Raw genomic sequence first — 13,271 nt, 5'->3', positions numbered from 1 at the left:
AATGCAATGCCAACTTTAAATTAATGAAAAATATATTTAATTTTATAGAATACTGACAATCCTCTAAAGAACGCCGAACAAAAACAGAAAAAAAGATCTGTCTGTTTACTTTATATAAACAATACTAAATTGAGGTTAATCGATGATGTGAAAAAGATTCTTGTTAATTTGTAGATTTTTCAAAGAAATTAAATAAACATCTAAAATACTCTTGTAGATTAATCAGTCAAAAAACGCTTAGCTAGTTTTTATAAGAAAGGAAGCTAATCACACATACGTTGCATCTTACTTTGCTTCAAGCCGTGAATACTCTACTCTTTGCCTAAGCAGAGTTTAATGGAACTGAAGTATGTTAAAAGGCAGTGAATACCCTTCTATTCGAGCATTAAGGACGTTTGTCGCGGTCTCTAATTACCTCAGTTTCTCTAAAGCAGCGGATGCCCTATGTATTACGCAAAGCGCAGTAAGCAAACAAATCGCATCGCTGGAGCAATTGGTGGGTTTACCTTTAATACAAAGAAGGGCGAGTGGTATTGAGTTAACCGAAGAAGGCAAGCGTTATCTGCCGCAAGTCACAGAAGCTTTGGAGCTTATTCAGCATGCAACTGCCAACTTAATCCAGTCAGATTCAAAGCAAGAATTACTCACCGTGGACGTAACCCCTTCTTTTGCCAGCCTTTGGTTGATACCTAATATTGATGACTTCCACCAGCAACATCCTAACATCCGAGTAAGAGTCTGTACCGGGGATGGGAACGTCAAAGATTCGAGCAACGAAAGTGACTTACATATTCGCTGCCTTCCATTATCCACACATTATGAATACAGCCACTTACTGTGCGAAGAAACATTGTTATTAGTCGGTTGCACAAATGCTCCTGCAATTGAGAGTGTGCACGCTGTTAGTAATTATCCGTTTATACCTCAAATCACTCGCCCTCAGCTATGGGAGCAATTTAAAACTGTCTACACTGTAGAATCTCCCGTTACCTATCAACCTGTAGGCGTCGAACATTTTTACCTAGCTTGCGAAGCTGTCAGAATGGGAAAAGGGCTCGCCTTGCTTCCTGATTTTATGGCGCAGTATTCGATTTTAAGAGGGGACATTCAGCATGTTCTCAACCTAACTTTACAGAGCGGTTATGGTTATTACGTGATGATTCCAAATTATCGACTTTCAGCTAAAAAAGTAGTGGCATTTCACGAATGGCTGAAGAGCAAGCTAAGTTAATGTTGTTTCTTTAAACTCGTTTAGGTAAACCAAAACAACTCAAAGACTTCGGTATCTGTCTGCTCAAATTTATGGCATTCTCATCCATACTATTTAAAAAGGATAAATGGATAGTACGATATGGACAGCAACACGCCAAGACTCTCTTTACGCACCATTGAGCCGACCGATTACCCAGAGCTCGCGGAATTAATGGACCTTGTTTTTCCTGATGTTGGTGGCTCATGGCCACGCCTGACCATCATGGATCTTATTCATCAGTTTCCTGATGGACAAATCTGTATTGAGGATAACGGAAAAATTGTCGGCGCAGCGCTAACAATCAAAGTGGACTACAACCGATTTTCACTTCCTCACCTGTACACCGACATCATCACCGAGAACAACGTCATCCAAAACCAAGTGACCGGTGACGCCATGTATGGTCTCGATGTATTTGTTCACCCGGACTACCGTGGGCTGCGTTTAGGTCGCCGTCTGTATGATGCGCGTAAAGAACTTTGCCGGAGTAAGAATTTCAAAGCAATTTTAGCCGGTGGTCGCATCCCGAATTACCACAAATATGCTGACGAACTGAGCGTGGCTGAATACATCGACAAGATAAAACGCCGTGAGCTTCACGATCCTATTTTGTCTTTTCAGCTTGCAAACGACTTCGATGTCAAACGTATTATGCGTGGTTACTTGCCAGAGGATAGTGCTTCTAAAGGCTACGCAACTCTGCTGGAGTGGGATAACTTCTTCTACGAAGAGGATATTCAATCCGTACATGATGTAGAAAAAACGCTGATTCGTATTGGTGTTGTGCAGTGGCAAATGCGTGCTATGAATGACTTAGAGGACTTGCTCGATCAGGCTGAGTTCTTCATCTCTTCTCTTGCGAACTACAAAGCCGATTTCGCCCTATTCCCTGAATTCTTTAACGCGCCGCTGATGGGATTGCAAAACGACCAAAATTCCGTCGAAGCAATTCGCTTTTTGGCTAGCTTTACAGAAGAGATCAAAAACCGCTTCTCGCAGATGGCAGTCACCTACAACATCAACATTATTGCAGGCAGTATGCCCGTCATCGAGGATGGCAAGTTGTATAATGTGGCCTACTTGCTGCAACGAGATGGTGAAATAAACGCTCAATATAAGATCCACATCACGCCCCATGAGCAAAAAGACTGGGTGATCGACGGTGGTGACAATGTTCAAGTGTTCGAAACCGATGCAGGCAAAGTCGGCATACTGATTTGTTATGACAGCGAGTTCCCAGAGTTGGGAAGAATGCTCGCCGAGCAAGGCGCACAAATTGTGTTCGTTCCTTTCTGGACAGACACAAAAAATGGCTACCAACGAGTACGAATCTGTTCCCAATCACGAGCCATCGAAAACGAATGCTACGTTGCAATTGGGGGCAGTGTCGGCAACTTACCTCGTGTTGATAATGTCGATATCCAGTACGCACAATCTGCCGTATTTTCACCGTCGGATATCTATTTTCCACACGATGCGACCTTGACAGAAGCAAGCGCCAACACCGAAATGATAATCTTCGCTGATGTTGATTTGACTAAGTTGAAACAGCTTAATACCGAAGGCTCTGTCACCAACTTACGTCATCGCCGCCTTGATTTGTATGGTGCATTCACCAAAGCCAAAGAGTCATAAGGATCTCCCTAATTCGCCGCTACCAAAGAGCGTGGCGGCGAATAAAGCCTGCTGCAGGTTGATTCTGCGCAATTATCAGAGGCATGTCAGTTTTTCTCAATGGTGAGAAACAAGAATTGACCCAATAGGACATTCGGAGTATCACTCCAACTTCGTTCCGCTTTTATTAGGGGAAAGCTTTTGGAACATATTAACGAACTTCTCATGTCAATGAAGCCTTTGCTTGAGCAATACGGCTACGTTGCGCTGATTGTCAGTATATTTCTAGAAGGGATAGGTATCCCGATGCCTGGTCAATCACTGATGATCGCGGCATCTTTGCTCTCGTCAGAACAAGTCATGAACCTAAGTATGGTAATGATGGTATCGTGGCTGAGCTGCTTTTTTGGTAATACCTGTGGCTACTTAATCGGTTATTACTTTGAGGGGTGGTTAGATAAAAAAGGCTACATTTCCGGCCCGAAGATGCAAACGCTTCAATTGACTATCCAGAAATACGGCCCTACGTGCTTGGTGGTCAGCCGCTTTATTGAAGGAATGAAGCAATTTATGCCTCTTGCATGCGGTATCGCGAAAATGCCACGTAGAGAGTTTTTGCTCGGTAACGCCCTCGCGGCGACGGTTTGGGTATTGGTATTCAGCTTGTTAACTCACTTTGCATTTGAACATTTAAGCGTGTTGAGCAACCTGTACACCGAATACAAATATCTGGTATGGGCATTTGCTGCTGTCTTATTTACGTGGATGGTTTTAGGTATTGTTAAACGCAAAAAAGCCAAATCAATGCAATAACGACAGTCTCTTCATTAGCGCATAACTAAAGCTCGTGGTATCAGTGAGATACGCAACACGAGCTTTTATCTTTTTCTTTACGTGTAAAATTTAAACAGCCATTTAGACGTCTAGACGTTGACAATGTAGAAATGTGATATTAGTCTGCTCTTCTCTCTTATCATTAACATTGTCGTTTACATGTCCGGTTCCCAACAAACTACTAAAACAGTTGCACCGTCTGCGGTCGCACTGATCCCATTAATTGTATTCCTTGCGCTATTTATTGGCGTAGGCACTTACTTATCTTTGCAAGGCGTGGAATTTGCCTTCTACCAGCTGCCTGCACCCATCGCGGTATTACCAGCCATCATCATTGCGTTTCTTTTAAGTAAAGAGAAACTTAACCGCTCAATCGAACACTTCATGCGTGGTGTTGGCCACCCAGACATCATCGCAATGTGTATGATCTATCTGCTTGCAGGTGCCTTTGCTGCGGTAGCAAAAGCCTCTGGCGGTGTTGATGCAACAGTGAACCTTGGTTTATCCGCTATTCCAACCAGCATGATTTTACCGGGCATTTTTCTGATTTCTGCTTTTATCGCAACAGCAATGGGGACTTCGATGGGTACCATCGCAGCCGTTGCCCCCGTAGCGTTGGGTATTGCTGAATCAGCAGGAATGAGCTTACCGTTAACCGCAGGCGTTGTACTGAGCGGCGCTATGTTTGGTGATAACCTTTCTATCATCTCTGACACCACCATCGCGGCGACACGCTCTCAAGGTTGTGAGATGAAAGACAAGTTTAAAGAGAACATTCGTATTGCTTTACCTGCGGCGTTGATCGCGATTGCAGTGTTCGCTTTCAACAGTACTGCGACTCAAGTGCCTGCAACTGGCGATATTGAGTGGCTAAAAGTCTTGCCGTACATCACTATTTTGATCCTAGCGGTATCTGGTGTGAATGTGTTTGTGGTTCTGTCGATTGGCATTCTTTTGGCTGGCGGCGTGAGCTTGGCATCGATTGACAATTACGGACTAACTAATCTAGCCCAAGACGTATACAAAGGCTTTGGTAACATGCAAGAGATCTTCTTGTTATCCATGCTGATTGGTGGCTTGAGTGAACTGATGCGTCGCCAAGGTGGTCTTGCTTTTCTAACAAATTTCGTTAGTAGCCTTATCCACGCGTTTGGCTCTAGTCACTCTAAGCATGCGAACAGTCGTGCAAGCGAGCTAGGTATTGCAGGTTTGGTATCAATGGTCAATGGCTGTACGGCAAACAACACCGTAGCCATCATTGTATCGGGCAGCGTTGCTCGCCAACTGGCGGAAGAGAATAATGTCTCTCCTCGCCGCTCAGCAAGCTTGTTAGACATTTTCTCATGCGTGGTGCAAGGCGTGTTGCCTTACGGTGCTCAAGTACTACTGCTAGGTTCCGTGTTCAACCTCTCGCCACTTGAAGTAGTTGCCAATTCTTACTACTGTTTTGCATTAGCGATAGCGGCTGTTGTCGCGGTGTTTATCAAACATCCCGCTCGTCAACCTGTAGCGCAAACTGAGAACTAACGACAAATACCGAAAAGGCTCCGATGGAGCCTTTTTACTTTCCTTTCTTCTTTTTTTCTTTTCCGCGAGCAGATTTACTTCAAAGCTGAACGCAAACTTTGCGCACTGCGTAAAGGAATCGCAAAGCGATGCGCCACATCGCGTAGAGCTTCCACCTGAGCCGCGTTACTGATTGCTAATTCGCCTGCCACATCGAAGTGGTTATTCTCAAACCCCACTCTAACATCGAATCCAAGTAACATCGCACTCGCTAAACAGTCTTGCTCTCGCGCACCAAAAGCACAAATGGCACATCGAATTTCTTCCTCGACAAAACGCGCCAAATTCAAACCTCGTAAATCCCATGGCGAAGACTGTTGAGCTTGGTGATAACGCCCTAACACCACTAATGCATGCTGATGCGTTTTAGGTAACACGCCCGCATCACGCAGTTGGAAATAACGTTCAATGTCGGTTGCATCGTAGAGAATAATTTGGCTCACGATGTTGTGTTCTGCCACCCAATGGAAAAAGGCATGCCCTTCTTTCTCACTTGCGCGATCAGGGATTAACTCCCTCAATGCAAAAGAAGCCGCTTCTGGTTTCACAGCTTTAACTAACGCCATCTGTTGTGGCGGAGAATACAAGCCCACCGCCTCTGTGGTGAGCTGTACCATCATGTTTTGTCCCACCGCTTCTTTCACGGCATGGTAAATTGCCATGTTGTCGTCGATGTCTAATGAATGACGTCCGTTGGCGTCTCTAGCATGTAAATGGATCATGGCAGCCCCTAGCGTTTGACAAGCGATAGCCTCTGCAACCAGTTCGTCTGTTGTCATGGGTAAGCTGGCGTGATCGTGCTTAGTTTTTCTTGCACCGTTTGGGGCCACGATAATGGCGATAGGTTCTCGCAAATATTGGTTTGCTACTTCCATGTCTCCGCCACCTCTTTTAACGTTAATGAGAGTTTACCGACTAGTTCATCAATATGATGAGACTGAATAATGAATGGCGGTGCGAGCAAAATATGGTGCCCATTAACGCCATCAATCGTTCCGCCCATTGGGTAGCACATTAAGCCATTTTCCATTGCTCGCCGTTTGATGCGTTTGTCTGCCAATGTGGCTTTACTCAGAGGCGCCTTGCTTTCTTTATCCGCCACCAGCTCAATGCCAAAAAACAAGCCTTTACCACGAATGTCGCCAATGTACGGTAAATGGGCCAATGCAGAAGTAAGCTCATTACGCAGCAAAGCACTTTGCTGATTCACCGCCGTTAATAAATCATCTTGGAAGATGGTTTCAATTGTTGCCACGGCAGCAGCGCACGCCACAGGGTGCGCCATAAAGGTATGACCGTGTTGGAAAAAACCGCTTCCATCAGCAATAGCTTGATAGACTCGATCATTCGCAACCACCGCGCCAATAGGTTGATAGCCCGCACCAAGCCCTTTAGCCATACACACCAGATCGGGTTCTGCCTCTTCTTGCTCAAACGCAAAAAAACTGCCACTGCGTCCAACGCCACACATGACTTCATCCAAGATCAATAACACATCGTATTGGTCGCATATTTCGCGAATACGCTTGAAGTAACCTTGTGTGGCAGGCACAGCTCCAGCGGTGGCTCCCACAATGGGCTCAGCGACAAAAGCCATGACATTATCAGCCCCCAACTCAAGAATTTTTGCCTCTAGCTCATTCGCCGCTCGCAATGAGTAATCCAATTCCGACTCATGACTCTGCTGATAACGATAAGCATAGCAAGGGGCGATATGATGGCTCGGGTGTAAGATGGGTTTGAACGGTTCACGTCGCCATTCATTACCTCCGACAGCCAGAGCCCCCAAGGTATTACCGTGATAACTTTGCTGACGCGCGATGAATTGCTTTTTCTCTGGCTTACCTGATTCCACGAAATACTGCCGCGCCATTTTTAGTGCCGACTCCACCGCTTCTGATCCTCCACTGACTAAATACACATGGTTGAACTGTTCAGGCATGTACTGACAAATCAATTCTGCTAGGCGCTCACTGTTGTCACTAGTAAAAAATCCAGTATGAGCAAATGGCACTCGCTCGATCTGTTCCAACATGGCTTTTTTAACGGCGTGATGACTGTGGCCAAGGTTTGATACCGCAGCACCACCACAAGCATCGAGATACTGCTTTCCATGCTTATCGAATAGATAAACACCTTCACCTCTATCGATGATTGGTAGCGTGGCATGGCAATGACGGTGAAATACGTAAGACATTTGAGTCCCTTCCAATGTGTAATACTTGCACACATCATCAGGAACAAACCCAAACGTGACAAGAGAATAAATCTCACCCTCTATGAGCTTTTGGAATGCCACAAACCAAAAACACCAAAGCCCTTGATATTTAAACAATAAAATAAAAATAGGCCAGCTTTTTTAAAGGCTGGCCTATGGGTAACCCAAAGCTAAAAACAGAATCGTTTTACGAGTTTAGTGCCTGTTCTAAATCGGCTAGAATATCGTCAATATGTTCAATACCCACCGATAAACGAATCATCTCTGGAGACACACCAGCTTGTTTTTGTTCTGCTTCGCTCAATTGACGATGAGTCGTCGATGCAGGATGGCAAGCCAATGATTTTGCATCGCCAATGTTCACCAAACGCTTAAAGATTTTCAAAGCATCATAAAAACGCACACCAGCGTCATAACCATCTTTTAAACCAAACGACAAAATCGCAGAAGGCTTACCTTTCATGTATTTTTCGGCGAGATGGAAGTGTTCAGAACTTGGCAATCCGGCATAACTTACCCAACTGACTTTGTCATTCTGTTCCAAGAATTCAGCCACTTTGAGTGTGTTCTCGGTATGGCGCTCCATACGCAGCGGTAACGTTTCTAACCCTTGCATAAGCATAAATGCATTCATCGGTGATAATGCTGCTCCGGTATTACGCAGTGGTACGGTACGCGCACGCCCGATAAATGCCGCCTCACCAAACGCTTCGGTATACACCACGCCGTGGTAAGAAGGTTCTGGTTGGTTGAAAACAGGAAAGCGGTCTTTGTGCTGTGCCCAAGGGAATTTACCGGAATCTACAATCACGCCACCCAATGTGGTGCCATGCCCACCAACGTATTTAGTGAGAGAGTGAACTACGATATCCGCACCAAATTCGATGGGTTTGCAAAGCACTGGCGTCGCAACAGTGTTATCCACAATCACAGGTACGCCTTGTGCATGAGCAAGCTCCGCCACACGTTCTAAATCGATGATATTACCCGCAGGGTTCCCAATGCTCTCGCAGTACACCGCTTTGGTATTTTCATCAATTAACTCGGCCAAACTTTCTGGCTTGTCATCTTTGGCAAACTTCACTTGAATACCTTGATTTGGCAGCATGTGCGCAAACAAGGTGTAAGTACCGCCATAAAGTTGCGGCGTAGAAACGATGTTATCGCCCGCTTGCGCTAACGTCAGAATCGCATAGTTAATCGCTGCACTCCCCGCACTCACGACCAACCCGGCAATGCCGCCTTCTAACGCTGCCATGCGTTTTTCCAGCACGTCATTAGTCGGATTCATGATGCGAGTGTAGATATTCCCCGGCACTTCCAAGTTAAACAGATCAGCACCATGCTGCGCGTTATCAAACTCGTACGCGACCGTTTGATAAATCGGTGTCGCGACAGATTTGGTGGTCGGGTCAGTTTCGTAACCAAAATGGATGGATAGCGTTTCGTCTTTCATGTTCTTCCCTGTCTTTCATCACTCAAATAGCGGCAAGAAAAGCACTTACCTTGCTTAAAACTTATATTGCCCAATTTTTCAACAAATAACGTAGGGGCGAATCACAGAGATAAAACGCTAATTCAACTGTCCAAGTAACCAGTGACGAAACGTTTCTGTCGCATTCGTACGTGTGTTCATGATCAAGTAATACCCTGCATTGGCAGGAATCGGTTTGAATGGAGAAACCAAACGCTCTGTCGTCAATTCATCCTCAATCAGTGCCATTCGTGCCATCGCAATCCCAACGCCAGCTTCGGCTGCAGACATCGCCATATCCGTTCGATTAAAAAAGTGTCCGATATCGGTTTTAAAATCCAACCCCATCGCTGACGCCCAATATAGCCACTCATAGTCACGCGTCGCTTTTTCCCATGGCATCGCATCGTGTAGTAGCGTCGCCTCTTGCCATTGCTTCACTGGCATTGAGTTTTTTTGCTCACCAAACAACGTTTTTAGCCAGCCATGATCCTCAAGGTATTTTGGACTCATCACCGGTAGCAGATGCTCATCCAAAATCAGCTCCGCGTTAGCATTTCTATAAGGATGAAGACCATAGTCAATTGCGACGTCATAGTCTTTTATCTCACTATTTACCAGCGCACCTTCCGCAAAGATTTGTACTTGGATATCCGGATTATCATGATGGAAGCTTTCGAGCTTTGGGACTAACCATTTGAAAGCAAAAGAAGGCGTCAACTTCAAACGAATTTCATTGGTTTGCTTTTCTACTTTGAGCTCATCAAGCAATTTGCTCAGTTCCGAAAAGTGAAACTGCGTCGCTTGGTGTAACTGAGTGCCTTTTACGGTTAAACGAATACCGCGAGAGTGGCGTTCAAATAAAGTAAAACCTAATAACGCTTCCAAATGAATAATTTGTTGGCTTATGGCACCAGTGGTGAGGTGTAAATGTCTTGCGGCACCAGTAAAGCTGCTGTACTCCGCGACTTGGCTAAATAGGCACAAACCACTTATCAGATTACTTTTCATCCTTGAGCCTATAGTTTTTCTAAACGCAGTGTGTAATTTATATCGATTGTTAACAAAAGGTAAAGAAAAGAAACTGAGCACTCTGATAAATGTGTGGAGTGCATCAATGGAAGTCATCGTATTAGGCAGCGGCGTTATCGGCTTAACCTCTGCTTGGTATTTATCTCAAGCAGGCTATCAAGTTACCGTCATTGACCGCCAAGCAAGCAGTGCCATGGAAACGAGCTTCGCCAATGCCGGGCAGATCTCATATGGCTATTCTTCGCCTTGGGCTGCGCCTGGTGTTCCTGTTAAAGCCATTAAGTGGTTAATGGAGGAGCATGCTCCACTTAAAATCAAACCCACTCTGAATGCCGACATGATCCGCTGGGCGAGTAAAATGGTCGCGAACTGCACCCTACCTCGCTATCAAGTTAACAAGGCTCGCATGCTTTCGATCGCTAACCACAGCCGTATTTGCTTAGAACAGTTACGCCAAGAACACGCCATTGAGTATCAAGGACGTCAGTTTGGGACCTTGCAAGTATTCCGAACACATCAACAGCTGCAAGCCATTGAAAAGGACATGCAGCTCCTTGAACAAAGCGGAACCCGATTTAAGCTAATGGACGTCGAACAATGTATTGAACAAGAGCCAGGGCTTGCACTTGTGAAAGACAAACTGGTTGGTGGCTTGCATCTACCTGATGACGAAACGGGCGATTGCCATCAATTTTGCCAACAACTAACGGAGCTTGCTAAGGCACACGATGTCCGATTTGAGTTCGATACTGAAGTAAGCAATTGGGTTACAGTAGGCAAAAAGATCATAGGTGTCCAAACGAACCGAGGACAATTTAAAGCAGACCAATATGTAGTGGCCTCTGGCAGCTACTCTACAGCGCTACTCAAGCAACTCGATATTGATATTCCGGTCTACCCTGTCAAAGGCTATTCACTCACCATCCCGATGGAGGATGAACACTTCTCTCCTCGATCTACTGTGATGGATGAAACCTATAAAGTCGCTATGACTCGATTTGATGACAGAATTCGCGTAGCTGGCACCGCAGAATTAGCAGGGTTTGATGCTTCCCTTCCACAAAAGCGCAAAAACACCATCGAAATGGTCATCCGTGATCTTTTTCCTCGTTGTGGTGACTTCAGCCAAGCTGAGTTTTGGAGCGGCTTTAGGCCAATGACGCCTGATGGCACACCAATTATCGGCGCGACTAAATACGATAACCTTTTTACTAACACCGGACACGGAACTCTGGGCTGGACGATGGCTTGTGGTTCAGGTCAATTGCTAGCAAGCGTAATGAAAGGTGAAAAAGCAAAAGTGATGGATAATGCGGAGCTTAACCTTTGTCGTTACGCCTGAGGACATCACTGAACAAAAAACAGGCAGACACTTACTCCACAAAATGCATAACCACTGGCATTTTTAACTCATCAAAATCGCAGCACATTTAAATGACAATGTGCTGCATAATTAATCATCAGGCAAATCTTCTACCTAAAAGGAGCAAATAAGCAACAAGAACCAAATTTTAACAACTACTCTCCATTCTGTGTTCATCATCACGCTACAAAGGATTTGTAGCTAAAAAAGTTAACAATTACATTACATAAAGGGTAATGTATTGTGTGAAAAACAACCACAAACACAACTAACAGGGAAAATACTCATGCAGTCATTAGTTGATTTTCTGAATGGAATTATTTGGAGCCCGGTACTGATCTATTTGTGCCTTGGCGCAGGTTTGTTCTATTCAATCATGACGCGTTTTGTACAAATTCGTCACTTCTTTGAGATGTGGCGCTTATTACTTTCAGGGAAGAGTTCAACAAAAGGGATATCATCATTTCAGGCACTTGCCGTTTCACTATCTGGCCGTGTAGGTACAGGTAACATTGCTGGTGTTGCTGCTGCTATCGGTTTCGGTGGCCCAGGTGCCGTATTCTGGATGTGGGTCGTTGCCTTCTTTGGCGCTGCAACCGCATACGCAGAATCAACACTTGCACAAATTTATAAAGAAGAAGACGAAGGCGAGTTCCGTGGTGGCCCTGCTTACTATATTGAGAAAGCAATGGGACAAAAATGGTACGCTTGGATCTTTGCTATCGCGACCATCTTTGCTTGTGGTGTTCTACTTCCTGGCGTTCAATCGAACAGTATCGGTAACGCAGTAGAAGCCGCATTTGGCTCAGGTGACATGATTGAAACCGCTATTGGTACCTTCAGTTTTGCTAAAATTTTCACTGGTACGGTTGTTTGTGTCATTTTGGCTTTCATCATTTTTGGTGGCGTAAAGCGTATCGCGAACTTTACCCAAGTCGTTGTGCCATTTATGGCGTTAGCTTACATCATTACTGCGTTTGTCATCATCCTTCTAAACATTGGTGAGGTTCCACGCATTTTCGGCATGATCATTGGTGACGCGTTCACACCAATGGCAGGCGTTGGTGCAGCAATCGGCTGGGGTGTAAAACGTGGTGTCTACTCCAACGAAGCAGGTCAAGGTACTGGTCCTCACGCAGCAGCAGCAGCGAGTGTTGATCACCCAGCTCAGCAAGGTCTTGTTCAATCTTTCTCTATTTACATCGATACACTACTTGTGTGTTCAGCAACCGCGTTCATGATTCTTATCACTGGCGCGTACAACGTAAATGGTGCGATTGAAGGTACATTCCTGGTTCAAAACCTACCAGCGGATATTGGTGCAAATGGTCCTGTGTTTACACAGATGGCGATCGAAAGCGCACTACCTGGCGTGGGTAAACCATTCATCGCAATCGCTCTATTCTTCTTCGCGTTTACGACCATTCTGGCTTACTACTACATTGCAGAAACGAACATTGCTTACATTCGTCGTACGTTCAAAGTAAATGGACTGATGTTTATTCTGAAAGTCATCATTATTTCATCCGTGTTCTACGGAACCGTGAAAACCGCCAACTTAGCATGGGCGATGGGTGATGTAGGCGTAGGACTGATGGCGTGGCTAAACATCATCGGTATTTTGATCATCTTCTTTATGTCGAAGCCTGCACTCAAAGCACTGAACGACTACGAAGAGCAACAAAAACGTGGTGTGACCGATTTTACATTTAACCCTGTTGCACTGGGCATTAAAGGCGCAGATTACTGGGAAGATAAGTACCGACGTAAAACGGGTAAAGCACCAACGGCAGACAGCAATAGCGCAGAAACTGTTGAGCAACCATCAACATAGCGTTATCACATAAATAAGAAAAAGCAGTGGTCCGATTGAGGACATAAAAAAGGGGGATTAACCAATGGTTAATCCCCCTTTCTT

The 13,271-nt window shown here is 45.1% G+C and carries 10 protein-coding genes; 6 read left to right on the top strand and 4 right to left on the bottom strand.

From position 1 onward, the window contains the following. Nucleotides 1-349: 349 nt before the first annotated feature. The 4 genes from R7O03_RS09005 to R7O03_RS08990 all read left to right on the top strand — a co-directional run bounded on the left by R7O03_RS09005 (nucleotide 350) and on the right by R7O03_RS08990 (nucleotide 5,227). On the top strand, nucleotides 350-1,231 hold the full coding sequence (locus R7O03_RS09005) for a LysR family transcriptional regulator (RefSeq protein ID WP_005383740.1): 882 nt from the start codon (nucleotides 350-352) through the stop codon (nucleotides 1,229-1,231). A 120-nt stretch (nucleotides 1,232-1,351) separates the two neighbouring features. After that, complete coding sequence (locus R7O03_RS09000) at nucleotides 1,352-2,887, top strand: bifunctional GNAT family N-acetyltransferase/carbon-nitrogen hydrolase family protein (RefSeq protein ID WP_005381670.1); 1,536 nt, start codon at nucleotides 1,352-1,354, stop codon at nucleotides 2,885-2,887. 204 nt (nucleotides 2,888-3,091) lie between these two features. Continuing rightward, on the top strand, nucleotides 3,092-3,679 hold the full coding sequence (locus R7O03_RS08995; protein WP_005383738.1) for a DedA family protein: 588 nt from the start codon (nucleotides 3,092-3,094) through the stop codon (nucleotides 3,677-3,679). 180 nt (nucleotides 3,680-3,859) lie between these two features. Next, nucleotides 3,860-5,227, top strand: coding sequence for a Na+/H+ antiporter NhaC family protein (locus R7O03_RS08990; RefSeq protein ID WP_005381672.1), 1,368 nt, complete (start codon nucleotides 3,860-3,862; stop codon nucleotides 5,225-5,227). 74 nt (nucleotides 5,228-5,301) lie between these two features. On the opposite strand, the gene R7O03_RS08985 is transcribed toward R7O03_RS08990, so the two are convergent. The 4 genes from R7O03_RS08985 to R7O03_RS08970 all read right to left on the bottom strand — a co-directional run bounded on the left by R7O03_RS08985 (nucleotide 5,302) and on the right by R7O03_RS08970 (nucleotide 9,969). Next, the gene (locus R7O03_RS08985) at nucleotides 5,302-6,141 is read right to left on the bottom strand and encodes a 3-keto-5-aminohexanoate cleavage protein (RefSeq protein WP_005383736.1); all 840 of its coding nucleotides are present in this window, start codon (nucleotides 6,139-6,141) and stop codon (nucleotides 5,302-5,304) included. Next, the gene (locus R7O03_RS08980) at nucleotides 6,132-7,463 is read right to left on the bottom strand and encodes an aspartate aminotransferase family protein (protein ID WP_318131671.1); all 1,332 of its coding nucleotides are present in this window, start codon (nucleotides 7,461-7,463) and stop codon (nucleotides 6,132-6,134) included. Before R7O03_RS08980 ends, R7O03_RS08985 begins: the two co-directional genes overlap by 10 nt. A 208-nt stretch (nucleotides 7,464-7,671) precedes the next feature. After that, nucleotides 7,672-8,940, bottom strand: a complete 1,269-nt coding sequence (locus R7O03_RS08975; RefSeq protein WP_205460833.1) for an O-acetylhomoserine aminocarboxypropyltransferase/cysteine synthase family protein — start codon at nucleotides 8,938-8,940, stop codon at nucleotides 7,672-7,674. Between the two features lie 117 nt (nucleotides 8,941-9,057). Further along, on the bottom strand, nucleotides 9,058-9,969 hold the full coding sequence (locus R7O03_RS08970) for a LysR substrate-binding domain-containing protein (protein ID WP_137281744.1): 912 nt from the start codon (nucleotides 9,967-9,969) through the stop codon (nucleotides 9,058-9,060). Nucleotides 9,970-10,075: 106 nt separating this feature from the next. Between R7O03_RS08970 and R7O03_RS08965 the strand changes: the two genes are divergently transcribed. Further along, nucleotides 10,076-11,332: a D-amino acid dehydrogenase gene (locus tag R7O03_RS08965; protein ID WP_171344843.1), complete on the top strand. Its 1,257-nt coding sequence runs from the start codon at nucleotides 10,076-10,078 to the stop codon at nucleotides 11,330-11,332. Nucleotides 11,333-11,639: 307 nt separating this feature from the next. Beyond that, nucleotides 11,640-13,187 (top strand): alanine/glycine:cation symporter family protein, encoded by a 1,548-nt coding sequence (locus R7O03_RS08960; protein ID WP_005381681.1) that lies wholly within the window; start codon nucleotides 11,640-11,642, stop codon nucleotides 13,185-13,187. Nucleotides 13,188-13,271 lie beyond the last annotated feature (84 nt).

Origin of the sequence: Vibrio sp. Vb2960 (assembly GCF_033337665.1) — a bacterium.
Classification (GTDB): Bacteria; Pseudomonadota; Gammaproteobacteria; order Enterobacterales; family Vibrionaceae; genus Vibrio; species Vibrio alginolyticus.
The sequence above is the reverse complement of the archived record's forward strand: the minus strand, read 5'-3'. Positions and strand labels throughout refer to the sequence as shown.